Origin of the sequence: Chryseobacterium tructae, assembly GCF_030409875.1 — a bacterium.
In the GTDB taxonomy this organism is placed as follows: domain Bacteria; phylum Bacteroidota; class Bacteroidia; order Flavobacteriales; family Weeksellaceae; genus Chryseobacterium; species Chryseobacterium tructae.
In genome coordinates this window covers 579294-603996 of sequence record NZ_JAUFQR010000001.1, presented here as the reverse complement: position 1 = coordinate 603996, position 24703 = coordinate 579294, and the positions used below count along the sequence as shown (strand labels likewise).

At 35.1% G+C, this 24703-nt stretch carries 26 protein-coding genes, 3 pseudogenes and 1 riboswitch; of the genes and pseudogenes, 24 read left to right on the top strand and 5 right to left on the bottom strand.

All coding sequences use genetic code 11. From position 1 onward, the window contains the following. The first annotated feature begins 142 nt into the window (after nt 1-142). From QWZ06_RS02870 to QWZ06_RS02815, 12 genes and pseudogenes are all read left to right on the top strand, one after another. Nucleotides 143-589 carry a hypothetical protein gene (locus QWZ06_RS02870; protein WP_290295613.1) on the top strand — a complete coding sequence of 149 codons (447 nt, stop codon included), beginning with the start codon at nt 143-145 and terminating at the stop codon, nt 587-589. Nucleotides 590-616: 27 nt separating this feature from the next. After that, complete coding sequence (gene blaCHM / locus QWZ06_RS02865) at nt 617-1375, top strand: CHM family subclass B1 metallo-beta-lactamase (protein ID WP_290295612.1); 759 nt, start codon at nt 617-619, stop codon at nt 1373-1375. Between the two features lie 105 nt (nt 1376-1480). Next, on the top strand, nt 1481-2260 hold the full coding sequence (locus QWZ06_RS02860) for an alpha/beta fold hydrolase (protein ID WP_290295611.1): 780 nt from the start codon (nt 1481-1483) through the stop codon (nt 2258-2260). Between the two features lie 21 nt (nt 2261-2281). Next, nucleotides 2282-2632, top strand: coding sequence for a DUF2200 domain-containing protein (locus tag QWZ06_RS02855; protein ID WP_290295609.1), 351 nt, complete (start codon nt 2282-2284; stop codon nt 2630-2632). A gap of 54 nt (nt 2633-2686) precedes the next feature. Beyond that, nucleotides 2687-3325: a DUF4272 domain-containing protein gene (locus QWZ06_RS02850; RefSeq protein ID WP_290295608.1), complete on the top strand. Its 639-nt coding sequence runs from the start codon at nt 2687-2689 to the stop codon at nt 3323-3325. A 76-nt stretch (nt 3326-3401) separates the two neighbouring features. Then, a complete protein-coding gene (locus QWZ06_RS02845) occupies nt 3402-3626 on the top strand; it encodes a hypothetical protein (protein WP_290295607.1) in 225 nt (74 codons plus the stop codon). Continuing rightward, on the top strand, nt 3566-4357 hold the full coding sequence (locus QWZ06_RS02840) for a DUF2157 domain-containing protein (RefSeq protein ID WP_353960001.1): 792 nt from the start codon (nt 3566-3568) through the stop codon (nt 4355-4357). Before QWZ06_RS02845 ends, QWZ06_RS02840 begins: the two co-directional genes overlap by 61 nt. After that, nucleotides 4347-5416: pseudogene (locus QWZ06_RS02835) on the top strand (DUF4401 domain-containing protein). The gene QWZ06_RS02840 and the pseudogene QWZ06_RS02835 overlap by 11 nt, the downstream one beginning before the upstream one ends. After that, a complete protein-coding gene (locus QWZ06_RS02830; protein ID WP_290295605.1) occupies nt 5403-5891 on the top strand; it encodes a GDYXXLXY domain-containing protein in 489 nt (162 codons plus the stop codon). The pseudogene QWZ06_RS02835 and the gene QWZ06_RS02830 overlap by 14 nt, the downstream one beginning before the upstream one ends. Before the next feature lie 197 nt (nt 5892-6088). Further along, a riboswitch (FMN riboswitch) is annotated at nt 6089-6214 on the top strand. A 92-nt stretch (nt 6215-6306) separates the two neighbouring features. Next, the gene (gene ribB, locus QWZ06_RS02825; protein WP_290295604.1) at nt 6307-6954 is read left to right on the top strand and encodes a 3,4-dihydroxy-2-butanone-4-phosphate synthase; all 648 of its coding nucleotides are present in this window, start codon (nt 6307-6309) and stop codon (nt 6952-6954) included. Nucleotides 6955-7281: 327 nt separating this feature from the next. Then, on the top strand, nt 7282-7959 hold the full coding sequence (locus tag QWZ06_RS02820) for a hypothetical protein (RefSeq protein WP_290295603.1): 678 nt from the start codon (nt 7282-7284) through the stop codon (nt 7957-7959). A gap of 47 nt (nt 7960-8006) precedes the next feature. Continuing rightward, nucleotides 8007-8279 (top strand): T9SS type A sorting domain-containing protein, encoded by a 273-nt coding sequence (locus QWZ06_RS02815; RefSeq protein ID WP_290295602.1) that lies wholly within the window; start codon nt 8007-8009, stop codon nt 8277-8279. Nucleotides 8280-8383: 104 nt separating this feature from the next. On the opposite strand, the gene QWZ06_RS02810 is transcribed toward QWZ06_RS02815, so the two are convergent. Continuing rightward, on the bottom strand, nt 8384-10468 hold the full coding sequence (locus tag QWZ06_RS02810; RefSeq protein ID WP_290295601.1) for a TonB-dependent receptor plug domain-containing protein: 2085 nt from the start codon (nt 10466-10468) through the stop codon (nt 8384-8386). 177 nt (nt 10469-10645) lie between these two features. Here QWZ06_RS02810 and QWZ06_RS02805 point away from each other — a divergent pair, with 177 nt between their 5' ends. From QWZ06_RS02805 to QWZ06_RS02795, 3 genes are all read left to right on the top strand, one after another. Continuing rightward, on the top strand, nt 10646-11398 hold the full coding sequence (locus QWZ06_RS02805) for a DUF3575 domain-containing protein (RefSeq protein WP_290295600.1): 753 nt from the start codon (nt 10646-10648) through the stop codon (nt 11396-11398). 93 nt (nt 11399-11491) lie between these two features. Further along, nucleotides 11492-12397: a hypothetical protein gene (locus QWZ06_RS02800; RefSeq protein ID WP_290295599.1), complete on the top strand. Its 906-nt coding sequence runs from the start codon at nt 11492-11494 to the stop codon at nt 12395-12397. 18 nt (nt 12398-12415) lie between these two features. After that, on the top strand, nt 12416-13708 hold the full coding sequence (locus tag QWZ06_RS02795) for an MFS transporter (protein WP_290295598.1): 1293 nt from the start codon (nt 12416-12418) through the stop codon (nt 13706-13708). A 65-nt stretch (nt 13709-13773) separates the two neighbouring features. On the opposite strand, the gene QWZ06_RS02790 is transcribed toward QWZ06_RS02795, so the two are convergent. After that, nucleotides 13774-13989 carry a hypothetical protein gene (locus QWZ06_RS02790; protein ID WP_115970288.1) on the bottom strand — a complete coding sequence of 72 codons (216 nt, stop codon included), beginning with the start codon at nt 13987-13989 and terminating at the stop codon, nt 13774-13776. A 427-nt stretch (nt 13990-14416) separates the two neighbouring features. Between QWZ06_RS02790 and QWZ06_RS02785 the strand changes: the two genes are divergently transcribed. The 4 genes from QWZ06_RS02785 to QWZ06_RS02770 are packed head-to-tail and all read left to right on the top strand — an operon-like array spanning nt 14417 to nt 16935. Next, on the top strand, nt 14417-15268 hold the full coding sequence (locus QWZ06_RS02785) for an alpha/beta fold hydrolase (protein ID WP_290295597.1): 852 nt from the start codon (nt 14417-14419) through the stop codon (nt 15266-15268). After that, a complete protein-coding gene (locus QWZ06_RS02780) occupies nt 15268-15738 on the top strand; it encodes an RNA polymerase sigma factor (protein WP_290295596.1) in 471 nt (156 codons plus the stop codon). Before QWZ06_RS02785 ends, QWZ06_RS02780 begins: the two co-directional genes overlap by 1 nt. After that, nucleotides 15728-16318, top strand: coding sequence for a hypothetical protein (locus tag QWZ06_RS02775; RefSeq protein WP_290295595.1), 591 nt, complete (start codon nt 15728-15730; stop codon nt 16316-16318). Before QWZ06_RS02780 ends, QWZ06_RS02775 begins: the two co-directional genes overlap by 11 nt. Further along, nucleotides 16318-16935 carry a class I SAM-dependent methyltransferase gene (locus QWZ06_RS02770; RefSeq protein WP_290295594.1) on the top strand — a complete coding sequence of 206 codons (618 nt, stop codon included), beginning with the start codon at nt 16318-16320 and terminating at the stop codon, nt 16933-16935. Before QWZ06_RS02775 ends, QWZ06_RS02770 begins: the two co-directional genes overlap by 1 nt. Nucleotides 16936-16984: 49 nt before the next feature. On the opposite strand, the pseudogene QWZ06_RS02765 reads toward QWZ06_RS02770, so the two are convergent. The 3 genes and pseudogenes from QWZ06_RS02765 to truA all read right to left on the bottom strand — a co-directional run bounded on the left by QWZ06_RS02765 (nt 16985) and on the right by truA (nt 20165). Continuing rightward, nucleotides 16985-18744 (bottom strand): annotated as a pseudogene (locus QWZ06_RS02765) (ABC transporter ATP-binding protein). A 292-nt stretch (nt 18745-19036) separates the two neighbouring features. After that, on the bottom strand, nt 19037-19390 hold the full coding sequence (locus QWZ06_RS02760) for a hypothetical protein (RefSeq protein ID WP_290295593.1): 354 nt from the start codon (nt 19388-19390) through the stop codon (nt 19037-19039). A 22-nt stretch (nt 19391-19412) separates the two neighbouring features. Continuing rightward, nucleotides 19413-20165, bottom strand: a complete 753-nt coding sequence (truA, locus tag QWZ06_RS02755) for a tRNA pseudouridine(38-40) synthase TruA (RefSeq protein ID WP_290295592.1) — start codon at nt 20163-20165, stop codon at nt 19413-19415. A gap of 87 nt (nt 20166-20252) precedes the next feature. Here truA and lpxK point away from each other — a divergent pair, with 87 nt between their 5' ends. From lpxK to dinB, 5 genes and pseudogenes are all read left to right on the top strand, one after another. After that, the gene (lpxK, locus tag QWZ06_RS02750; protein ID WP_290295591.1) at nt 20253-21281 is read left to right on the top strand and encodes a tetraacyldisaccharide 4'-kinase; all 1029 of its coding nucleotides are present in this window, start codon (nt 20253-20255) and stop codon (nt 21279-21281) included. After that, nucleotides 21262-22076: pseudogene (locus QWZ06_RS02745) on the top strand (purine-nucleoside phosphorylase). Before lpxK ends, QWZ06_RS02745 begins: the two are co-directional and overlap by 20 nt. Before the next feature lie 257 nt (nt 22077-22333). Beyond that, the gene (locus QWZ06_RS02740) at nt 22334-22849 is read left to right on the top strand and encodes a TlpA family protein disulfide reductase (RefSeq protein ID WP_290295590.1); all 516 of its coding nucleotides are present in this window, start codon (nt 22334-22336) and stop codon (nt 22847-22849) included. 203 nt (nt 22850-23052) lie between these two features. Continuing rightward, nucleotides 23053-23385: a GNAT family N-acetyltransferase gene (locus tag QWZ06_RS02735; protein ID WP_353959930.1), complete on the top strand. Its 333-nt coding sequence runs from the start codon at nt 23053-23055 to the stop codon at nt 23383-23385. Between the two features lie 190 nt (nt 23386-23575). Continuing rightward, the gene (gene dinB / locus QWZ06_RS02730; RefSeq protein WP_290295589.1) at nt 23576-24670 is read left to right on the top strand and encodes a DNA polymerase IV; all 1095 of its coding nucleotides are present in this window, start codon (nt 23576-23578) and stop codon (nt 24668-24670) included. The last annotated feature ends 33 nt before the right edge of the window (nt 24671-24703 follow it).

The window sequence follows — 24703 nt, the reverse complement described above, 5'->3', positions numbered from 1 at the left end:
CAATCTTTTTAAGATATGAATGATCCCTGAAAACTAATGCTTTTCAGGGATTTTTTATGAATTTGTAATATATTTTTCAACAAAGATCATCTTTCTTCTTAAATTGCTAATATTTTGTAAATTACAGCTATAAAAACAAAATATGATGCAAGGTAAAATCAAAATAAAGCTTAATCAGAACTTCACATTCAGTAAAAAGAAATATAAAGTTTTTATCAATGAGAACTTTATTGGTGAGTTATCCAATACAAATAACCGATTAGATTACCTAACCACTTTAGGACAACATACAATTCTTATCCAAGGAAATAAAACAGAATGGGAACAAAATATTGATCTCACTTTTACAAAAAGCATCCTACCAATGTATATTGATGATAAATCGACCGAAATATACAATAATGAGTCAAAGTTTCTATACAGAAGCCTTATCGGATTTGCTTTTATCTATCTTCTTGCTTTTGTATATGGGTTATGGCAATTGGAGATTGACAATATATCACTCATAGGAATACTTCCCATTTTAATAACAGCTATGATTATAGCTCCTAATAAAGAAAAAAGAGAATTCAAACTCAAATTCTCATAAGACCGTATAAAACACACGAACCTAAGAATGGATTTCAATAGTAAAATTATATTCACCCTTTTATTTTCCTTTTTTCTTTTAGGCTGCAACTCCCAGTCTACAAAGGACTTCAAAGCAAAGGAAATTTATACATCTGAAAATCTTATTATTAAACAGATTTCAGAGAATTCTTACATCCATACTTCGTTTAAACAAACCCATGATTTTGGCAATGTTCCCTGTAATGGTCTTATTGTAAAAAATGGTCATGAGGTGATTATTTTTGATACCCCAACCAATGACAAAAGCTCAGAAGAACTGATACGATGGGTCAATCAAAAACTTCATTCAAAAATCAACGCCATTATTCCTACTCATTTTCACGACGACAGTTTGGGAGGCTTAGAGGCATTTCATATTCATAATATCCCTTCGTATTCATACTCTAAGACCATTGAATTGGCTAAAGAAAATCATTTTGTTATTCCTAAGAACAGCTTTAAAGATTCTTTGGTATTAAAAGTGGGTGATGAAAAAATCATTACAAAGTTTTTGGGAGAAGGACATACAAAAGATAATGTTGTTGGCTATTTTCCTGCTGAAAATATACTATTCGGAGGCTGTTTGTTAAAAGAATTGGAAGCTGGCAAAGGATATTTAGGTGATGCCAACACTTCAGCCTGGTCTACTACTGTTGAAAAAGTAAAAAAAGAATATCCCAACGCTAAAATTATTATTCCCGGACATGGTGAATATGGAAATCAAAGATTATTAGATTATACGATATCGTTATTTAAAGTTGAATAAAAGGGCTAAAACCAGCTTTACAGAAAGAAATACCTTCATATCAACAGGCTTTTGTACATTAGTTTGCTCAAAATTATTTATACACCAACACAAAATAGAGTTTCAATGGAAAAATATGCAATGTCCTCAGACGGGCAGAAAATTCATTATAAGGAATCCGGAAGTGGAAATTCAGCCATCATTATGATCCACGGCTGGCTTGGCAATGCTGAATGGTGGACAGATCAACAAAAATATTTTACTGCCAGTTATCGGATAATACAAATGGATCTGGCAGGTCATGGAAAATCTGATTCTTCCAGAACAGAGTGGACAAGTTCCGGATATGCAGACGATATAAAAGCTGTGGCTAACGCTATAAGCTCTTCAGAAATTATTCTTATAGGACATTCAATGTCTGGTGCGTATGTGCTTGAAGCCTCATTAAAAATTCCAAAAGTAAAAGCTCTTATTTTAATAGATACTTTACAAAATCTGGATGAATCTTTTACCGAAGAACAGGCAGAGCAAATGCAATTTGCTCAATATAGAGCTGACTTTAAAAATGCTGTAGAAAATATGCTTCCCCAGTATCTTTTTGCAGAAAAAACCCCTGAAGACGTAAAGTCAAGAATACAGCATGAGTTCCTTCAAAATGAATCGGAAAGAGCTATTAATTTATTAAAACCTTTATACAAAACAGATTTCAAAGAAATTGCAAAACAAGTTCAGGTTCCGGTAATCGCCATTAATTCCGATAACTTTCCCACCAATCTTGAAGGCAACCGTAAATATGTAAAGAATTACGACTATGTAACCATTACAGAAGTGGGTCATTATCCTATGCTTGAAAAGCCTGAGGAATTTAATACTATTCTTGACGGAGTATTAAAAAGATTAACCTAAACATCAAAAAAAACAAAAGCCATGCAGAATACAAAAATCTTCACCACAGCTTTTGCCAGTGTTTATCCACATTACATTCAAAAAGCAGAAAAAAAAGAACGTACAAAAGCTGAAGTTCATGAAATTATTCATTGGCTGACGGGCTATAATGAAAAAGAACTTCAGGAACAACTGGAGAAGAGAACTGATTTCAAAACTTTTTTTGAACAAGCTCCCCGCATACATCCTAACGCATCATTGATCAAAGGTGTTATTTGTGGATACCGCATAGAAGAAATAGAGGATGAACTGATGAGAAATATCCGATATCTTGATAAGCTGATTGATGAACTTGCCAAAGGAAAAAAGATGGAAAAAATATTAAGGGAATAGTTTTCGCTAACCTTAATTCAAGCCAATTATTATTTAACATGATATTAAATACAAATGACCAGAAAAGAGAGAACAGAAGAAATTCTTAAAAAGGAAGACATTAAAATTAATTTTAACCTACCTCATATAGAATCTGAAGAGGAAACCACTCTGAGAACACCCAAGGAAATTGCTTCTCGCGCAGCCATACTTGCCATTACCAATTTTGTTGCTTTTGATACTATAGATCCGGAAACAGCAACAGATTATTTGATAGATTATAATCTTTGGGAATATGTGACCCCTAAAGAAAAAGACTTCATATCTGATCCCACGGAAACAAAAAAATTTCAGGAAACCTGGAAATGTGAATGTATATGGGTTTTACTATGGGCTTTAAAAATTGTAGACACCTTACCTTTTCCCAATACATTATGTGACCTTAACGATATTCCTTTTGAAAAATATCCTGTAGGTGGAGACAGAGATCCTAATGATTTCATTAATGGTGACCATGAGATCCGTTCCAAATCAGAGATCCTTGATGCTAATGATTTATATTACAGATATGATTGGGCTTGTGTCGACGCACGAATTAATAATAGAGAAATTACACAGATACATCCGGGAATTGTCTACGAAAGACATTATGCCCTGAACTGGCTGATTCACTATATGAATCAGGAATGGGATCATATTTCCTGTGACACTTAATATGAACATTGAAAATAAATAGATCAGCAATCTATTAAAAGACAGTGAATCCCTATCTATACTTAACCTATCTTAAATGAAAAACATACAAAGAGAAGATCTACAAATCCTCAGCAGGCATAGCAACCTGAGCGAAAAAGAGATCCATTCTATACTTAAAGACAATATTTACAGCAGTAAAGAAGCCTGGCAAAAGTTTCTGAAATTATTTCTTATTAGCCTCGGAATCGGGTTTACCGTATCCGGGATTATTTCTTCTTTGCGTATAATTGGGCAGAGTTACCCAAATTTGCCAAAATAGGACTAACAGAAATATTACTTATCGCCGCTACAGGGTTAGCATTACTTTCTAAGATCAATGACAATATCCGGAATATTATTCTTACCGGAGCAGCTGCACTTGTGGGTGTTCTCTTTGCCGTATTCGGACAGGTCTATCAAACAGGTGCAAATGCTTATGACTTCTTTTTAGCATGGATAATTTGTATAACTCTTTGGGTGATCATTTCAGATTTTGCTCCGCTATGGCTTATGTATATTGCTTTAATCAATACTACTCTTATTTTATATTCCAATCAGGTTGCCAAAGACTGGAATGACAGTATTATTATCCTTTTGCTTTTTGTTCTGAATGCAGCCTTTTTAATTGGATCAATTCTACTTTCTCATTATAAAAAAGCATTTAAAATCCCTAATTGGTTTACTAACATTTTATCATTGGCAGTCGTCAGTGTATCAACCTTCGGATTGTGTCTTGATTTAGTGGATAGCCATAAAACTTTATTATCTCTTTTAATTCCAATGAGTATTATTGTATATGCTCTGGGAATCTGGTACGGTTTAAAAACAAAAAATAGTTTTTATTTTGCTATTATTCCGTTAAGCCTTGTCATTATTGCCTGCTCTTTATTATTTAGGATTGGAGAAAATGAAGGGATATTCTTGCTGGTATTTCTTTTCGTTGTTGTGAGCATTACCCTTATCATTAAAAATTTGATGAACCTTCAAAAAAAATGGAAAAATGAGAAGTAAAGACAATATAAAAGAGCTTATAGAGCAACTCCGTGTGGGGAGTAATAGGGAGATCCATTTTGATGAAGATGCTATCATGGCAGCTTATCAGAAAAAAGAGACCAACCATCAATCACTATCTATTAAAATACTATCGATTTTTGGAGGAATAATGGCCTGTCTTACATTCCTAGCTTTCCTTTTTATAGCTGAGATTTTTGATTCAGAGACTGAAGCAAGCATAGTAGGAGTGATCTGTATTGCCGGGTCTTCTTTCATCAGCAGAATATCCGGAAAAACCATTGTAGATACTTTAAGTGTTTCTTTTTTCATTACCGGCTTTACTCTTCTGGGTATTGGCCTTTCTGCAGAAGATAATACTATTTATATTACATTTATTGGCATTGCATTATGTACCTTGTTTCTGGCACAAAGCTACATCTTGTCTTTTATTTCAATATTGATCATCAACGGGAGTATCATGGCCTTTGCACAGGTAAACCATCTTTATAATCTAACCTCTGCCATCATTATATTTCAGACTGTTATCACTACTTTTCTATTCCTACAGGAAGCCAAAATAATAAGTCAAAACAAATTATTTTCTAATCTGTATGATCCCGTTCGAACAGGAATGGTCTTTTCATTCATATTTACCCTAGCATTTTTAGGATTAGGATCTTTTCTTCGTTTAACAGATGAGTACTATGACTGGATTCCATCTGTTGTTATTGTTCTGGCAATACTGTATGTTGTATACCTTTTGTTTAATACATTACAGGTTACCAGTACTATTTATAAAATTCTTATCTATACGCTTACTGTTTATTTCTATTGCCTACTTTATTAACACCAACTATATCGGGTGCTATACTCGTTATTCTGCTAAGTTTTTTAGTCAATTACAGAACCGGATTCGTCTTAGGAATTATAGCCTTGATCGGATTTATTGGGCGATTCTATTATGACCTTCAATTTACTTTATTAACCAAATCCATACTCTTGTTCACCTCAGGAGTGATCTTTTTGGCCATCTACTTTCTCATCCACAAAAAACTGACAGAAAATGAAAAAATATAAATGGCTCATCATTGCTATTAATCTTGTTTTGCTATTGATATATTTTAATTATTCAGTAGCTGAAAAAGAAGCTTTACTTAAAAATGGACAGCCAATCCTGCTAAAACTGGCTCCTGTAGATCCCCGCTCACTGATGCAGGGCGATTATATGAGCTTAAGATATGCTATTTCAGATAACATGAATGCGGAACGAATTCCGAAGCGTGGCTATTGTGTTGTAAAACTCGATGCAAAAGGAGTTGCTGAAAAGGTTCGTTTTCAAAAAGACCCAACTCCTCTGAAAGCTGGAGAACACCTCATCAAATATACCTCGCCCAATGAATGGAGAATCAATATCGGGGCAGAGTCTTTCTTTTTCCAGGAAGGCCAGGCAGAAAAATACAGCAAAGCTGCTTATGGTGGAATAAGAACCGACAAAGACGGAAACAGCCTGTTGATAGGATTATACGATGAACAATTAAAACAGATTCAGTAAATTTATCCATTCTGAAAAATCCTATACAATCCACTCCTATCTGTGAGTGGATTTTTCTTTAAAAGGCATACAATCATTGATAAATCTGATTAAAAAATTCTTTTCTATCTCAAAAAACTTCCCGAAATTAGCAGCTTGTGCATTAAATATTTTCAATGAAATAAAAATTTAACAAACATACAGTAAAACTTAGTATAAGTTTTCTTCGGGGCAGGGTGAAATTCCCTACCGGCGGTTATAGTCCGCGACTCCTTTCATTTGAAGGGACTGATTTGGTGAAATTCCAAAACCGACAGTTAAAGTCTGGATGGGAGAAGAAAATGAGACATACGGTAGGATCCTTTATGGGCTCTTACGGTATTGTATTTCATTTCCATGTACCGAAGACTATTTTAACTTTTAAAAGTAAAATAACATGGAAAAATTATTAGAACAATTCGGAGCAACCTCCAAAGAACGTGTAGAAAAAGCACTTTCAACATTACAACAGGGAAAAGGTATTCTTTTAGTTGATGACGAAAATCGTGAAAACGAAGGCGATATCATCTTTCCCGCTTCCACTATTACAGAACAGGACATGGCACTTTTGATCCGCGAATGCAGCGGCATTGTTTGCTTATGCATTTCTGAAGAAAAAAGTAAGCATCTCAACCTTCGTCCGATGGTGGAAAACAACAATTCAAAAAATCAAACCGCATTTACCATTTCCATTGAAGCCAAAGAAGGCGTAGAGTCGGGAGTTTCTGCAAAAGATCGTGTAACAACGATCAGAACAGCTGTTGCTGAAAACGCTTTAGCAGAACATATTGCAAGCCCTGGACACGTATTTCCTCTGATCGCTAAAAAAGAGGGGGTGTTTGAAAGACGTGGACATACAGAAGGCAGTGTAGACCTTGTAAAAATGGCCAATCTGGGTGATGATGCTGTACTTTGCGAACTGACCAATGAAGATGGCTCTATGGCAAGACTTCCGGAAATTGTGGAATTTGCTAAGAAAAAAGAAATGAGTGTAGTAACGATTGAAGATATTTACGCTTACAGAAAAATGATCATGAGCAATTAAAACTTAACTTTATTTAATGCACAAAACGGCCGCCTGATATTTCAGGCGGCTATTTTTTTATTCTAAAAAATAGATAACCGAAAAAAAACGAAATTGAATAAGAATATTGGTCAAATAATTATTGAAAATTGTATTGCAATTGGGGTGTATTGTAAAGAAAATTCACACATTTTCATTTTAGGCACCGCTTATAAAAGTCTATTCTTTGCTTTATTTACAAGGAAAAACATCTTAATTCAAGTTCAGGTAGTTTAAATATTTCATTAAAAACATATTATATTTAAAATTAATTCATCTTTTTAACTAACTTTAATAAAAAATTTGGCCATGAAAACATTTATCTTACTTTTGTTGGGAGCTTCTGTAATGTTCTCAGCTCAGATTACGCTTACAAAAGCATCTCATGATCCTATCCTTAACGATGTTGTGAATAATAATCTTATCATCGGAATTGTGGATAACTCTGCACTCGGCAATAATGTTACATTTTTAAACGGAGCCCTTACACTGGGAGCAGCTGCAACCATCAATTATCTAGCCCCTACTTCTGCTGAAATGACTACCTTTCCCGGATCTACAATCAAAATGGTTGACGGAACCAATACTATATTCTATAAGGCATCGTCTACAAAACTTGAGATCACAGGAGTAATAAACCCTCAGGTTACCCTTAATTTAAGTACAGACAACGGGACTTATATTACCTACCCTATCACGATAGGTGCATCACAGACTGATACAGCTAAAGGAACTTTTACCTCAACTCTTATCAATGGAATCACTCAAGGAACCATGTCGACTCAGGCTGATGCCTATGGTACTTTATTACTGAATGGGCAGACATACAGTAACGTTCTTAGAGTAAAATTTATACAGACTTTTAATTTATATTCTGTTTTAGACATTACCTTCCAAAACCCTTTAGGTTCTGTAACCAATACTGTTATTCTTATTATGATGCCAGCCACAGATACGCATTACTTAGCTCTACCACTGCAAATATAACTGTATTCGCACTGAGCATCAACCAGACCACTTCAACAGCAATAGCATTGAATACGGGAACATTGGCTGTAAGCAACACTATGAAAAAAGAAAACATCAGTATTTATCCTAATCCTGCTCAGGATTTTATTGGATTCAAGGGTAATACAGAAGGATATTCAAAAGCGAATATCTATAGCTTGGATGGAAAACTCATTAAAACAGCTGAGGTAAATTCAGAAAACATACAAATATCTGATCTTCCTCCAGCATCCTATTTCATTGAAGTCAGTGGAAAGAATTCTGATACCAAAAAGACGACAAAATTCATCAAGAAATAACCCTAAAAAAACTCGTTCAACAACTTTGAACGAGTTTTTTTTTTCTAAATAGTCTGAGGCTGGAACAAAGAATCATATCAATAAACTTCCAGCTTTCAAGTTTTTTAAAAAGTAGCAGCCGGAGCTGTATCATTATTCAGTTTTTTCTGAATCTCAGTTTTCTTTCCCTTAGAAAAATCGTAGCTAAAGCCCAATACAAACATTGATTTGTTGTTCATGATCTGAGTATGAATCTTATAATCCACTAAACTTTCTGGTAAACTTTTGGTTTTATATTCAGAAGGCATTCCTATCCAATACATTCCTGTGGAGAACGTCATATTTTTATGCTTGTAGCTAACAAAAATATTATTCTGGTTTTCGTTGGTATTCAGAAAAGCTCCACTAAGGCTATAGGTTGGAATGTTGAACTGATATTGAGCTGAGAAATTTTTATATTCTGAAGACAACACAAAATAATTGGCGAGATAATCATTTTTAATCACGGCTCCGCTACTGGTCTTTATCATTTCGGAAGTAGGAGCCAAATTCGCCTTGATCACTAAAAGATTATTCCCAAAAGGTTTATATGCCCCTGAAATAAAGGCACTAACCTGCTGAGCATACCGTCCGTTTTCATAAGTCAACGCATATCCTCCAAAAGTATCATCTAAAATATAATACTGATTGATCACCCGATCTGTATAAGAATAGGATACATTTAAGTTAAAATCAAAATATTTATTGTTCAGTGAATAAATCAGGCTATTTGTCCATTTCTGTTGAGAAGAAAGAAAAGGATTTCCTTTCTGTACAATATTGGGAGCCAGCTGTACTACATTACTGCTGAGCGCATTACTCGATGGACTTATAGGTTTATAGCTGCTTGTAAAGCGAAGACTTTGATTATTTTTCAGTTGATACGCAAGTACTACTTTTGGAGTAAAAGACCATTCATCAAAAGTATTTTCTGCACTTTTATTATGAATATTCGTTAGTCCTACCCCGATACGATAACTAAATTTATCTATTTTGCCTGCAAATTCACTGTAAAGATATTGCTCCAGATAAGTAACCTTATATTGAGAATATCCGGAAAGGTTATTCAGATCATTAGAGATAGAAGAATTTGAAATACGATATCCGGACGAAAGTTTTCCGGCTTTAAAATCATGGGTATGGGCTAGCTCTCCTACAAAACTTGTTTGTTTAGCTTTTAAAACCATATCATTATCATATACAGACACTCCCGTTCCTCTCACCCATTCTTTCGCTGCTTCTGAAGAGTTGGTAGTAAAATCAGAGCCTACCACATTAATGCTCAGCTCATCCTTCAATCCTATTTTTTTAGAATAATAAAGATCCAGCTTTGGAGTAACATAATCTGATCCATTGTTCTTGAACATATTATGCTCTTCAACAGTATTGTCTACTGTAAAAATACTTTGTCCTGTTCCTTTTGAAAATCGGCTAAAAATATTCATATTCAGTTTTGCCTGAAGTACATAATCATCGGGAACCACACGGGTATAACGTAATGCTACACTCTGAAAAGTATATCCGAAATGATCTTTCCGATCCTCATTAGATCGATAGTGATTGCCATCCAGCTGATAATCGTAAATACTATTCACCCTTCTATCGGTATAATCCCTCAAATTAATAGAATATTCCAGTCCTATATCATTCTTCCCTTTTGTATAATTAGCGTAGGCAGATGCGTTTATAAAACCAGTGTTCAATGCTGAAGATGCTTCAGCTCCAAAAACATATCCCGTCTCAGTAGACTTCGTTAGAATATTAACTACAATATCTGCCCTTGTTGCCCATCTTGCTGGCGGAATATCATAATACTCTACTTTTACCACTTCACTAGGTGCTACACTTCTGATCTGCATATCTGTAGCTTCAACTCCGTTAATCAGAAATAGAGTTGCCCCGCCTTTTGTACTCGTAATTGTATTAGAAACCGGATCCAGTTGCAGCTCAGGAAGGGTACGAAGTAAATCCTTTGCATATCTGGCTTTTTCCAGCGCTTCCTTGTCAAAAGTATATACCGCCTTATCAGCAAATTGTTTTTTGCGTTGTGCTTTTACGATAACTTCCTGAAGCTCCTTCGTCTCAGAGGTACTCATCGTATCTTTTTTTGCTTCCTGCGAAAAAACAAAGACTCCACAAAGCATACCAATAGTATATATTATTTTTTTCATGTCAGAGATGGATTATACTTTTAGGACAATCAATTCCTGGAATCTATTACATTAATTTTAAAATAAAAAAGTCCACTCCTACCAATAATTTGTGTATTTTTTTCTTAAAATTTAATTATTATGTTAAATTCAGCCCGTTTTTTGCTGTTGATTTCTTACACCACAAAATATAAGATTATGAAAAATGTAATCCTATTACTTCCGTGCTTCCTTTTTTCAGCATTGCAGGCACAGGAAGACCAAAACGTTTCGGCTGAAAAGATGAATATCATCAAGACGAATGTTACGGCTTATGCATTCAGGAATATCAACCTCTCTTATGAGCGCGCTTTTAATCAATGGTTTTCTTTAAATATTGGTTTCGGAACCATGCCGGAAGGGAAAGTTCCTTTTATCAATGCTTTCTTGAAGGATAAAGACGAAAAAAGATTTGAAAATTTAAGAGTCAAAGCTACTAATTTCACCATTGAACCAAGATTTTATATCGGAAAAGGCTATGGAAAAGGATTTTATTTTGCTCCTTATTACCGATATTCTGATGTTTCTTCCAATACCTTTGATTTCTACTATGATTATAATGGACCCAATGGCATTACCTATCAAATTCCTCTAAAAGGTCAGGGGAATACTAAAGGCAATAGTGGCGGCCTTATGGTAGGGGTACAATTTTTCCTTACCCGAAGCCAAAATCTGGTACTTGATTTTTGGATTGCCGGGGCTCATTACGGAAGTGGAAAAGGTGATTTTACAATGACCTCCGATTATGTTCTTACTCCGGATATGCAGGCACAACTAAAAAAAGAAATAGAAAATCTGGATATTCCATTTGTAAAATACAGTGTAGAAACCAATGCCAATGGAGCTAAAATAAAAGTAGACGGACCATGGGCAGGTTTCAGAAGCGGACTCTCTTTGGGATACAGGTTTTAAAAATATATAGGGAAATAGCAGAGCTGTTCTTTTGGAGGACAGCTTTTTATTTTTGGTGAAATTTGTATATTGGTGACATTATAAACCAGGAAAATGAGAGAGTTCATAGAATTGATACAGCACAATAAACTTGCTGAACTTAAACAGGCTTTAAAAGATCTTGAAGAGCTCCAGATTCATGAATATCTTTATGAAATATTAGATAACAACCCTGTTGAAATCAATGAGGAAAGTTTTCTTCCTTACGGCTATCAGATCGAATTTCTAGAAGGGCTCCAACTTTATAAAGCCCTTGAAAAATCTGAAATCAGTTCGGATCATTTAAAGCAATACTCCAATCTTTTGGTTCATTTGGCTTTCTTCATGAGTTCTCATATTCAGAATCTTGCTCATGAAGCCATGAGTCAGAATACTTATCTCACAGATCTTGGGCACATATATCGTTTTAGAGTTCAGCCCGAAGTTAGAGAAGGCATCCAAGAGCTTATTGATTTACTTAAAAACAGACCCGGTGAAGAAAAATCCATTGCCAATCTTGCTGCTGCCAAAGCCAAAGTAAGCAATTCTATAGACAACATTCTCGAAAAGTATCAGATTGGAGAAGATATGCTTCAGTTCGCAGAAGCTTTTGAAAAGGTGGGCGAAACTGAAACAGCGGTAAGAATTCATCAAGGAATTATGAACGATTTTGAATGTGAATCCATAAAATTAAGTTCCGGTATTATTCCTGAAATGACTCATGTGGATGATAGACCTAAGGCTGAAATTGAGATTTTCAATAAAGCTAAAATTAATTTTGAAAGACTAACCGGGCAAAAAGTACAGGAACCCAACCGAATTCATATTACAGAAAGTCGCCAGGCCGAAAAAATTGTTACATCAGCAATCGAAACGCTCCAGACTCTTGATGAATCAGTACATTCTCCTCAGCCTACTCATACCTCTTTTAAACCATCAGGATTACTGAATAAAGTAAAAAGATTTTTTGGTAAAAATTAATGCTTCTTTATATTTAATATGAACCCATCACCTATTACTACAGGCCAAAGAATTAAAGCCATTATAGGCGGATCTATCGGAAATCTGGTAGAATGGTATGACTGGTATGCTTATGCTGCTTTTGCCATTTATTTCTCTCACTCCTTCTTTCCGGATTCCGACCTTAATGCACAGCTGATGAATACAGCAGGAATCTTTGCCGTTGGATTTCTTATGCGACCTATTGGCGGTTGGGTATTCGGAAGTATTGCTGATAAAATAGGAAGAAAAAAGGCAATGACCTTATCTGTACTATTGATGTCTTTCGGTTCACTTCTTATCGCCCTTACTCCCACTTATCGCTCCATAGGTATTTTCGCTCCTGCATTACTGCTTCTTGCAAGATTACTTCAAGGATTGAGTGTAGGTGGAGAATATGGAGTTTCAGCCACTTACCTCAGCGAAATGGCTACTCAGGGCAGAAGGGGATTTTATTCCAGCTTTCAATATGTCACACTGATTGGCGGGCAGCTTATTGCATTAGGAATTCAGTTGATTCTGCAGAAATTATTATTAACAGAAGCTCAACTGGAAGCTTGGGGCTGGAGAATTCCTTTTGTGATAGGGGCTGTACTTTCCATTGTTGCACTGTACTTAAGGGCTAATCTTCATGAGACTGAAGCTTTCGAAAATAAAAAAGATCTTAATGAAAAAAAGAAAGGAACAGTAAAGGAACTTTTGAAATATCCCAAAGCTTTATTGACGGTTGTTGGGCTTACATTGGGAGGAACACTCGCTTTCTATACTTATACTACTTATATGCAGAAATTTCTGGTCAATACGGTTCATCTTACCAAAGAAGAATCTACCCTCATTTCTTTTATTTCATTATTTATTTTTGCGTGTCTTCAACCTGTATTTGGGGCTTTATCTGACAAGATCGGAAGGCGTCCGCTTCTTTTAGGATTTGGGATTTTGGGAACTTTATGTACAGTTCCGCTTCTCACAGCACTCAGTACAACCACTTCTATATGGGCCGCCTTCTTCCTTATTATGGCTGCACTTATCATTGTAAGTGGTTACACTTCCATTAATGCAGTGGTAAAGGCTGAGCTTTTTCCAGCTGAAATCAGAGCTCTCGGTGTAGGTCTTCCTTATGCTATTACGGTAGCTGTTTTTGGAGGAACAGCTGAATATATTGCACTTTGGTTTAAAAAGATCGGTTCTGAAGAATACTTCTATTGGTATATTACAGGCTGTATCCTATTTTCTCTCGTGGTATACCTAGGAATGAAGGACACTAAGAATTCTTCAACACTGGATAAAGAGTAAGGATTACATAAATAAACTTTATAAAGAAGCCGGCGCCTCAGATTCTCTGTGGCGCCGGTTATATTTTAATGATAAGCTTGTTTAAATTTTTCTATCATACTGTCCAAATTATGACGTTGGACATACACAGTCTTCACCTCCTCATAGCGTGGCGATTTGTAGAAAACTTCATGAAAATCCATGCTCCCGTTTCCTACTTTTACTACTTTCTGTACTTCAATATTAAGTTTTTTTAATTCGTCTTTAAAGACTTTAAATTCATCCTGAATACTACTGCTCATTTATATTTTTTAGTTTTAGTTAAAAATTCCATTTTCGTTCACCTACCCCCTTCACTTCCCAGGGGAGCGACTTAAACTTTCAATAAATTTAGCAATTATTATCAATATAAATACTATTAAGTCGTTATTTTTTAATTATAAACATCAAAAACTCAAAAACTTAATTCATTTCATAACCCTATTAATCACACACCAGAGAGGAAACACATCAAAACAGACCTATACATCGGAGTAATCATGATTTTTATCATCGTATTATAAAACAATTTAAAATTATTTATAAAAAAAATAATGGGCTTGTTTCCGTTGTTATAAAGGCTTTCAAAGAAGAAAAAAGATTTTTTTCAAAAAAAAATTAAAAGAATAGTGTAACATTTTTAAAAGACTCGTCTCTAAAAGGCAAATAAACCTTAAAACTTTAGAAATCATGAAAAAATTCACATTCCTTCTTATCATCATGTTATTTTTTGCAGCAGTATGTAATATATTTGGTCAGGAAAAAACATATCCGTTTGAGGTAAAGAAAACAGGAAAGGGAAAACAATCTTTAATTTTAATTCCCGGCTTTGCTTCTTCAGGAGATGTATGGAATGAAACCACTGCGAAGTTTGAAAAAGATTTCACCTGCTATACTTTAACTATGGCTGGATTTGCAGGAGCAAAACCTGATGCTGATGCTAGCTTCAAAGATTGGGAAAAAGGAATTGCCGCTTATATAAAAGCTCATAAAATTGAAAAGCCTGTTATCATTGGTCACAGTATGGGTGGCGGCCTTGCCCTGGCCATCGCAGCAGATTATCCTGAACTGGTAGGTAAAATTGTTATTGTAGATACTTTACCTTGTCTGGCAGCAATCTCTAATCCTAATTTTAAGCCTAAAGAAAATAACGACTGTTCATCAACCATTAATAAGTTTACCACTATGCCTGATGAAGATTTCCGTACCATGCAAAGTCAATCTATCCCTCGTCTTTTGGCAGATACTTCCATGCAGAGCACAGTTATTGACTGGAGCATGAAATCTGACAGAAAAACATTTGCTAAAATGTTCTGCGATTTTTCCAATACAGATCTGAGAGAAACCATCAAAAATATACAATGCCCTTCTCTTATTCTTTTGGAATCTTATTTTGTATTTATGAAACCCTCTATTGAAGCACAGTATAGCAATCTTAAAAATGCCAATCTTCAGTACTCTACAAAAGGATTACACTTCATTATGTATGATGATAAAGAATGGTACTTCAACCAGCTGAATAACTTTTTATCTTCGAAATAATGGTCTTTGAGGATATATACGAACTCTACTGGCAAAAGATATTCCGCTTGTGCATGGGATATATAAATGATACTGATCTCGCTCAGGATCTGGCTCAGGAAACTTTTATCATCGTATGGCAGCAGCTTCCAAAGTTTAGAAATGAATCCAGTATAGGAACATGGATCTTCAGAATCGCTTCCAACAATTGTCTCCGCCAGATTGAAAAAGAAAAAAAAATTTCCAAAACGGATCTACCCATCAATTTGGAAGAGAAAAAACAGGAATCAATGGAACCTCAGATCCAACTGCTTTATCAGTTTATTTCAGAGCTCCCCGAAACAGACAGGATTATCATCTCTCTGGAACTGGAAGAAGTAAAACAAGCCGAAATAGCTCAAATTACAGGACTTTCAGAAGCTAACATCAGGGTAAGAATCCACAGAATCAAAGAAAAATTAACTCAAAAATTTAAACACAATGGATACTAATATGGATTTTAAAAATATATGGAAGCAGCAGACTTCTCCCAAACCCAATATAGAAGAGCTCCTTAATAAACTAAAAAGATTTAAAAATGAAAACCTTCGTAAATTGATCCTAGTCAATCTCCTGCTGATTGCAACCAGCTTGTGCATTGCTTTTATATGGTACCGATATCAGCCTCAACTTATCAGCACCAAGATTGGGATTGTACTTGTCATTCTGGCCATGGTTATCTTTCTATCGGCTTACAACAAAATGTTTATGGTCTTTTATACAATTGATAATACCCAATCCAACAGTGAGTATCTTCAAAATCTATATCTGGTAAAAAACAAGCAGAAATTTATGCAGACCACCATGCTTAACCTCTATTTCATCATGCTATTTTTGGGAATATCCTTGTATATGTATGAGTACGCATCAAGAATGACATTCATATCTGCCATTTTAGTGTATGCTGCCACCTTTACATGGATAGGTTTCAACTGGTTTTACATCAGACCTAAAACAATAAAAAAACAACAGGGAAAAATTGATGGATTAATTAATAAATTTGAAGAAATAAACAATCAATTACAAGACTAATGAATGCTTCCAATAATAAAAACCACTGGGAAAATGTATATGAGACCAAAAATCCTGATCAGGTAAGCTGGACTCAGAAAAAACCTCAGACTTCTCTTGACTTTATCAATTCCTTTGGATTGGGAAAAGAGGCTAAAATCATAGACATTGGAGGTGGAGATAGTAATCTCGTAGACTTCCTTCTTGAAGAAGGATATAAAAATATTACCGTGCTGGATATTTCTGCCAAAGCATTGGAAAAAGCAAAACAAAGACTGGGCAATAAAGCTGATCAGGTAAAGTGGATTGCTACAGATATTACCGCCTTTGAGCCTACTGAAACTTACGATATCTGGCATGACAGAGCTGCTTTTCACTTTTTAACAACCCCGCAACAGGTTTCTGCTTATATTGATATTGCTGAAAAAAATATAAACCACTTTATGGTTCTCGGAACTTTTTCTAAAAACGGGCCTGCTAAATGTAGTGGATTGGATATTCAACAATATGATGAGGATTCTTTATCTGAAAAATTTGAAGCCAGATTTGAAAAAATAGAATGCCTCTTTGAAGACCATACGACTCCATTTGAAACGAATCAGAATTTTATTTTCTGTAGTTTCAAATCACTTCAATAACAAAAAAGAGAGCCCCATGCTCTCTTTTTTTATCTTATTAAATAATCTTTTATTTTGACTCTTGTTCTTCTTCCAGCTCCACTTCATGTCGAAGCTGTGCTTTGTATAATGTAGCGTAATACCCATTCTTATCCAAAAGTTCCAAATGCTTTCCTTCTTCTACAATTTTCCCATGCTCCATTACAATAATTTTATCGGCTTTTTCAATCGTAGAAAGTCTGTGAGCAATAATAATGGATGTTCTGTTTTTGGTGATTTTTTCTGTTGCTTTCTGAATCAGCTTTTCACTTTCATGGTCAATAGAAGAAGTAGCTTCATCCAGAATCAGAATTTAGGATCTGATAAATAAGCTCTCAGGAATGACAATAATTGTCTCTGACCTAAAGAAATGGATGAACCTCTTTCGCTCACTACATAATCATATCCTCCCGGAAGCTGCTCGATAAACTGATCTACTTCGATTTCCTTAGCACCGGCCTTTATCATTTCAAGAGTGATACTATCATCACCAAAAGAAAGGTTTTCAAAAATACTTCCATGGAATAGGAATACATCCTGCAATACCACTCCAATATGACTTCTCAGATTATAAAGTTCATAATCCTTCAGATTCACATCATCAATAAGAATGTTTCCGGAATTGATATCATATAATCTTGTGATCAAGCTGATAATAGTTGATTTTCCAGCTCCTGTTGCCCCGACAATTGCTACTGTTTCTCCAGGATTTACTTTAAAATCAATGCCTTTAAGCACTTCTTGTTTGTCATCATATGCAAAATGAACTTTCTCGAATTCGATCTTACCGGCAAAATGATCTTTTTTCACAGTACCCGTATTGGTCATTGAATTCTCTTCATCCATCAATCCCAATACCCTTTCTGCTCCTACAATACCTCTCTGGATATTGTTAAAACGGTCAGCAATCTGTCTTAAAGGACGGATTAGCATTGAAATATACTGAATAAAGGCAATTACCACCCCGGCACTGATCGTAATATATCCTCCATAAAACAGAATAAACCCAATAAATAATGAAGAGATAAGTTCTACAACCGGAAAGAACAACGAGAAAATGAAAACGGTTCTCAGCAATGCTCCTTTCAGCGTAATATTGATATCATCAAATTTTTTAAATTCAGATTCCTGTCTATTGAAAACCTGAATGATTGACATTCCCGCTAATCTTTCCTGTACGAAAGAGTTTTGGGTAGCCGTCCAGGTTCTTTCATCTCCAAAGGCTTTCTTTAGCCTTTTTTGGAAAAATCTTGTAATCACCACCATTAAAGGAAGAATTCCCAATGTAATATAGCTCAAATGAACATTCGTGCTGAACATCATCACTAAAACGAATACAATTCTCAGAATATCTCCGAAAACCATTAAGAAACCATCTGTATAAACGGTAGCAATGGTTTCCACATCTCCTACAGCACGGGTTACCAATTGGCCGATTGGAGTTTTATCAAAAAATGATGTTTTAAAATAAATCAGTTTAGAATATAATCTTTCACGGATATCTCGAATTACATTCTGTGAGATAAAGTTGGAAAAATAAACCAGGAAAAAGTTCAGCACAGTTTCTGCAAATACCAATCCTACCAGGATATAGATATGCTTCATCATTAAAGCTTTATCTTGTAGCTTTGTGATATCGTTATCCACAACCTGCATAGTAAGATATGGCCTGTAGGTAGAAACTATTGAAAGTATGATGGAGATTATTAAAGTAAGGATGAACCAGGAACGAAATTTCATTCCAATAAAGAACAGCCTTTTTACAATTCCCCAGGTATCTTGTTTTTTCATTATACGAATTGAAGAAAAGAATTAAAATTCTCTGCAAAAATAAGACTTTATAAGTTGCCAGCCTTTACAACTTCAACAAATCATCATAGAAAATATAAGATGTTTACCATTTACAGAATGAATATCTTTTGTGGATCACTCTTTATTGAGGTTTCTGAAAATATTAAATAATAACCCATAAATGACAAACACCTAATTTATTCGTAAGTAACAAACTTTGAGTAAAATAAAAACCACAAAACTTTTGTGGCTTTGTGGTTTTAAAATGATTATAAAGTTTGATCGCCTTATATTAATTCTGAGAATCTTCGGTAGTCTTACCTATCTGTTGGATTTCAATAGATGGTTTTTGCAGATTTTCTTTTTTATATTTTCGTTCCAGAAGGAGATAAACACCCCATACTGCCAAAAGAGAAATCAGCCAGCCCACAAGATTAGCGGCAGAAAACCCTGTATAATTCATATTATCCAGAGCATTCGGATCTTTGGAAGCTAAATAAACTCCATAAGACATCCCCAAAACAATCTGAGTTCCCAGGTAAATTCCGATAGCCAAAAGTCCCAGCTGCCATTTTATCTTTCCAAATTTTTCGGCTAATCGCGCATAATACCGATAGGCTCCAATGAGAATAATAATTGATAACATGATTATAGTTTTTTAGTTTTATTTAGAATTCATAGCCTACATCCACGAGATACAATCCATGCGCAGGGGCAGAAGTTCCGGCAGCATTTCGGTTTTTATCCTCAATGACTTTTCGCAAATCTTCCGGTTTCAGTTTTCCGGTACCGATTTCTACCATTGTTCCTACAATAGCGCGAACCATATTTCTCAGGAAGCGATTGGCAGAAACAGTAAATTTCAATTCCTCACCATTCTGTTCCCATTTTGCAATATACATTTTGCAGATATTTGTCTTGTTGTCGGTTTTCAATTTGGCAAAACTGGTAAAATCCTCATATTCAAACAAAATCTTACAGGCTTCATTCATTGTATCGATATCCAAAGATCTTTTCCAGTGCTGCCAGACAGATTCCTGGGTAAATGGGTTTTTCGATAGTGAAATATAATATTCATATGTTCTGTAAGTAGCATCAAAACGGGCATGAAAATCATCTTTCACTTTAAAAATTCTTTCGATGGAAATATCGGGTGGCAGAAAACTGTTCAGTCTGCGTGGAAGTTCATCACTCAATTCCTTATCTGTATCAAAGTGCGCAAATATTTTTTTGGCATGAACCCCTGTATCTGTTCTTCCTGCTCCTGTCGTTTTAATCTCTTCTCTTAAAATGGTGGAAAGTGCTTTTTCCAGTTCTTCCTGCACAGAAATAGCATCCGGCTGTATCTGATAGCCGAAATAATTTTTTCCGTTGTAAGAAAATTCTATAAAGTATCTCAATGTATTGTAATAACTCCACAAAAATACTTTAATTTAACGAAATATTTGTTGAAAAGTCTTTGAGAATATTACTCCAATGCTTATGAAAATTCCTATTTTTGCAATCGTATGAAAAGATGGTACCTTTATCCTTTTTCCCTCGCTTATCATTTGGTAACGGGTATCCGAAACACAATGTATGATCTGGGGGCTTTTAAGTCGACAAAATTTAAGACACCGATAATCAATGTCGGGAATCTGTCTGTGGGTGGAAGTGGAAAATCACCGATGGTGATGTATCTTGCCCAGTATTTATCCAAACATTACAGAACCGGAGTTCTCTCTCGTGGCTATGGAAGACTCACCAAAGGCTATGAGGTAACGAACTATGAGAGCAACTACAAAGTTGTAGGTGATGAAGCGATGCAGCTTTTTGAACGCTTCAAAAACCGTTTTGTCATTGCTGTTTCAGAAGAACGTGTTCCCGGAGCTAAAAAGGTGATCGAAGATATGGATCTTGAAGTTCTCATATTGGATGATGCGTTACAGCATCGTGCGATCAAAGCGGGATTCAATATTTTGATGACTGATTTTAATGATCCGTTTTTCAAAGATTACCTTCTTCCTGCCGGAGACCTTAGAGAATCCAGAGCCGGATCCAGCAGAGCAGATATCATTATGGTAAGCAAATGCCCTGATGAGTTGACGGAGGAAACCAAAAGGTATTATATTTCAAGAATCAGACCTTCTCATAACCAAAAAGTGTTCTTTTCATCCATCGGTTATGACGAAAATGTATACGGAAAAGATAAAATGCTTCCGGATAACAATCTGAACTATTACGATATTTTACTTATTACCGGAATTGCCAATCCAAAACCATTGCTGGAACACCTGGCTAAATTCTCAAAAAGAGTTACCCATTTGAAGTTCAGAGATCATCATAATTTCACGGATGATGATATTAAAAAAATCCTTGCGGAGTACAAAAAATTAGGTGAATATAAGCTGATATTAACCACAGAGAAAGATTACGTTCGTCTGAAAACTTTTGATTATCTTAGAGAAATTGTTTACTACTGGCCTATCAATGTTGTTATTGATAAAAAGGAAGAATTCAATCAAATCATCTTAGATTATGTTAAAAAAAATAAATGAGACAGCTGATTTCATCAGAAATATCATTCAGGATGTCCCTGACTTTGCTGTTGTTTTAGGATCCGGACTTGGGAAACTGCAAAATGAAGTAGAACCGATCCATGTTTAGAGTATAAAGATATCCCCAACTTCCCACAGACTACAGTGGCCGGGCATACCGGAAAGCTGATCTATGGAATATTGGAAGGGAAAAAAGTACTGATGATGAGTGGCCGTTTTCATTATTATGAAGGGCATTCTATGGAAACCGTAACTTTTCCTATCAGAGTCTTTCATTTACTGGGAATTAAAAATCTAGCGCTTTCCAACGCATGTGGTGGAGTAAATCCAGATTATAGTATTGCAGATATCGTTATTTTAAAGGATCATATCAACATGATGCCTGAGCACCCGCTTCGTGGAAAAAACATCGATGAACTTGGGCCACGCTTTGTGGATATGAGCGAACCTTATAACAAAAAAATGATTGTTACTGCTGAACAGGCTGCTGCAGAGAATCACATTAAAATCCATCAGGGAATCTACGTTGCCTTACAAGGCCCCACTTTTGAAACTCCTGCTGAATATGGAATGATTAAAGCCATTGGTGGTGATATGGTGGGAATGAGTACCGTTCCTGAAGTGATTGTTGCCAGACATATGGGAATGGATGTATTCTGTATCTCTGTTATTACTGATCTTGGCGGACCGGATATTGCTTTCGCTGTTTCTCACGAAGAAGTTTTAAATGCTGCGAACAAAGCAATGCCCAATGTTATTACAGTAGTAAAGGGATTGATTAAAAACTACCAATAGAAACCTTCGTTTCACTCTCAAAAAAAATTAAAATCTTTATTTTTTGCCACGAATACACGAATAAAATGAGAAAAAATTAATGCATTCGTGGCAAAAAATATTCTCATTAAAAAATAGAGTTTTCTCTTTGAGGTAATCTATGCTTCATCTATACAACATTCATAGAAATTATCAATAATATAAATTTTTCCTAATTTATAAAAAAATAATCTTGAATTGCTATTCATTGCTTAGTTTTGTGTAAATGAAATTGTAGAATGAAAAAGTTGTTATTAATTTTTATGGCAGGTCTGTTTAGCTTGAGCTATGCACAGAAAATTCCTACCGCTCTTAAAACCGGATTTTCCAAAGAGGCTTTACAGCAAAAACTGGAAGATGAAGAAGGAAAAACAATTACCATCAAGAAAATTCTGGATCAACATAAAGGAAAAGTTTTAGTGATCGATTTTTGGGCGGGATGGTGTAGAGACTGTCTTCAGGCGCTTCCAAAAGCTGAAATATTAGAAAAAAACAATCCTAATGTTGACTTTGTTTTCTTGTCATTAGAAAGATCTAAAGAAGGATTTGATAAAAGCCTTGTAAGATTCAACATGAAAGATAAAAATAACTACTGGTTTGCATCAGGCTGGAAAAATGATTTCAATAATTATGTGGATCTGAACTGGATTCCAAGATATATGATTATCGATCAGAAATCGGCTATTGCAAAATACTATGCTATTTCGCCGGAAGACCCGGAGATTCAACAGACCATAGACAAACTTTTAAAATAATATTTAAAACATTTAAAAAACCTTGAAGTTTAAATATTTCCATTTCTATGGAATGTTTAAACTTCACTTATTTTTTATACCATGATCACAAGAGAAGCTACAGAACAGGATTTAGAAACCCTTTTAACTTTTGAGCAGGGAATTGTTACTGCAGAAAGACCTTTAACAGTACATTAATTGACGGTGAAATTCATTATTACGATTTGAATGAATTTATACAATCACCGGATGCAACATTAATTGTTGTAGAAAACGATGATGAAATTGTTGCCTCCGGCTATGCCCTTATAAAAAATTCAGAGAAAGATTATAATAGTTTTAAAAACTATGCATATCTGGGCTTTATGTATGTAAAACCAGAATACAGAGGAAAAGGAATCAATAAAATAATTACTGATGAACTTATAAATTGGGCAAAATCCAGAAATATTTCAGAAATAAGACTGGATGTCTATGCTGAAAATGAATCTGCAGTAAGAGCTTATGAAAAAGCAGGTTTTGAACCTCATCTTCTTACTATGAGACTGAAACCGTAAAATGCGGGAGGCAGGAAGAGGGAAGCTGGAAGTAATTTAAGTGTTACCAACAATTAGATATCATTTTAATTACCTTTCAATCAATTGGTCGTAATTTTCCATATCGACATTATCAACTTTCCCCTTCCAGCACCCAGCTTCCTTTCCATAAACACTTTACCATCCATACAGGAATCCATATCTTTGTGCTATGGATTTTTCTTTGCCGCTTCGTAAAATTATTCACGTGGATATGGACGCATTTTATGCCTCTGTGGAGCAGCATGACAATCCCGCATTAAGAGGGAAACCTATTGCTGTAGGAGGCCAACATCGGGGTGTAGTGGCTGCAGCAAGTTATGAAGCAAGGAAATATGGCGTTCGTTCTGCTATGCCCAGTAAAACAGCCAAAGAAAAATGTCCTGATCTGATATTTGTTCCACCTCGTTTTACCCGATATAAGGAAATTTCAAAAATGATCCGCGAGATCTTCTACGAATATACTGATCTGGTAGAACCTTTATCATTGGATGAAGCCTATCTGGATGTCACTGAAAATAAAAAAGAAATAGAATCTGCTAATCAGATCGCAAGAGAAATTCGCCAGAAAATATTTGAACAAACCGGCTTAACGGCTTCTGCAGGAATTTCTGTGAATAAATTTTTAGCTAAAGTAGCTTCTGATATCAATAAACCTAATGGCCAAAAAACCATTCATCCTGACAAAATGGAAGGCTTCCTGGAAGAATTGCCTGTGGAAAAGTTTTATGGTGTCGGAAAAGTTACGGCTAACAAAATGTTTAGTTTAGGAATTTATAAAGGAAAAGATTTAAAGAAAAGATCACTGGAAGATCTGGTAAGAATCTTTGGAAAATCCGGAAAGCATTATTACAATGTAGTTCGTGGCATTCATACTTCTGAAGTTAAACCTCATCGGATTCAGAAAAGTGTAGCAGTAGAAAGAACTTTTTTTGAAGATCTTTTTGATGAACAACAAATCAATGAAAAACTGGAAAGCCTGAGTGAAGAGCTTCACCAGCGTTTACAAAAAAATAATATCCTGGGAAGAACCTTAACCTTAAAAATTAAATATAAAGATTTTTCCCTTTTTACAAGAAGTATAACACGGGAAGAGTACTTCACATCTCCAGAAGAATATTTCAGTACAGGAAAAAAACTTTGGGATCTCCGTCCTTTTGATAAAGCAGTTCGCTTACTGGGACTTTCTCTTTCTCACCTGAATACTGAGGAAAAAAAACAGGTTTCAGTTCAACTAAAAATCCCGTTTAAAGAATTTGAAAATTAATCATTTATATTTTTTTTGCTAACTTGTATTCAC

Bases quoted from the DNA above. Each gene is read 5' to 3' on its own strand.
- QWZ06_RS02870 (WP_290295613.1), top strand. From the start codon at position 143: ATGATGCAAGGTAAAATCAAAATAAAGCTTAATCAGAACTTCACATTC.
- blaCHM (WP_290295612.1), top strand. From the start codon at position 617: ATGGATTTCAATAGTAAAATTATATTCACCCTTTTATTTTCCTTTTTT.
- QWZ06_RS02860 (WP_290295611.1), top strand. From the start codon at position 1,481: ATGGAAAAATATGCAATGTCCTCAGACGGGCAGAAAATTCATTATAAG.
- QWZ06_RS02855 (WP_290295609.1), top strand. From the start codon at position 2,282: ATGCAGAATACAAAAATCTTCACCACAGCTTTTGCCAGTGTTTATCCA.
- QWZ06_RS02850 (WP_290295608.1), top strand. From the start codon at position 2,687: ATGACCAGAAAAGAGAGAACAGAAGAAATTCTTAAAAAGGAAGACATT.
- QWZ06_RS02845 (WP_290295607.1), top strand. From the start codon at position 3,402: ATGAAAAACATACAAAGAGAAGATCTACAAATCCTCAGCAGGCATAGC.
- QWZ06_RS02830 (WP_290295605.1), top strand. From the start codon at position 5,403: ATGAAAAAATATAAATGGCTCATCATTGCTATTAATCTTGTTTTGCTA.
- ribB (WP_290295604.1), top strand. From the start codon at position 6,307: ATGGAAAAATTATTAGAACAATTCGGAGCAACCTCCAAAGAACGTGTA.
- QWZ06_RS02820 (WP_290295603.1), top strand. From the start codon at position 7,282: ATGAAAACATTTATCTTACTTTTGTTGGGAGCTTCTGTAATGTTCTCA.
- QWZ06_RS02810 (WP_290295601.1), bottom strand. From the start codon at position 10,468: ATGAAAAAAATAATATATACTATTGGTATGCTTTGTGGAGTCTTTGTT.
- QWZ06_RS02805 (WP_290295600.1), top strand. From the start codon at position 10,646: ATGAAAAATGTAATCCTATTACTTCCGTGCTTCCTTTTTTCAGCATTG.
- QWZ06_RS02800 (WP_290295599.1), top strand. From the start codon at position 11,492: ATGAGAGAGTTCATAGAATTGATACAGCACAATAAACTTGCTGAACTT.
- QWZ06_RS02795 (WP_290295598.1), top strand. From the start codon at position 12,416: ATGAACCCATCACCTATTACTACAGGCCAAAGAATTAAAGCCATTATA.
- QWZ06_RS02790 (WP_115970288.1), bottom strand. From the start codon at position 13,989: ATGAGCAGTAGTATTCAGGATGAATTTAAAGTCTTTAAAGACGAATTA.
- QWZ06_RS02785 (WP_290295597.1), top strand. From the start codon at position 14,417: ATGAAAAAATTCACATTCCTTCTTATCATCATGTTATTTTTTGCAGCA.
- QWZ06_RS02780 (WP_290295596.1), top strand. From the start codon at position 15,268: ATGGTCTTTGAGGATATATACGAACTCTACTGGCAAAAGATATTCCGC.
- QWZ06_RS02775 (WP_290295595.1), top strand. From the start codon at position 15,728: ATGGATACTAATATGGATTTTAAAAATATATGGAAGCAGCAGACTTCT.
- QWZ06_RS02770 (WP_290295594.1), top strand. From the start codon at position 16,318: ATGAATGCTTCCAATAATAAAAACCACTGGGAAAATGTATATGAGACC.
- QWZ06_RS02760 (WP_290295593.1), bottom strand. From the start codon at position 19,390: ATGTTATCAATTATTATTCTCATTGGAGCCTATCGGTATTATGCGCGA.
- lpxK (WP_290295591.1), top strand. From the start codon at position 20,253: ATGAAAAGATGGTACCTTTATCCTTTTTCCCTCGCTTATCATTTGGTA.
- QWZ06_RS02740 (WP_290295590.1), top strand. From the start codon at position 22,334: ATGAAAAAGTTGTTATTAATTTTTATGGCAGGTCTGTTTAGCTTGAGC.
- dinB (WP_290295589.1), top strand. From the start codon at position 23,576: ATGGATTTTTCTTTGCCGCTTCGTAAAATTATTCACGTGGATATGGAC.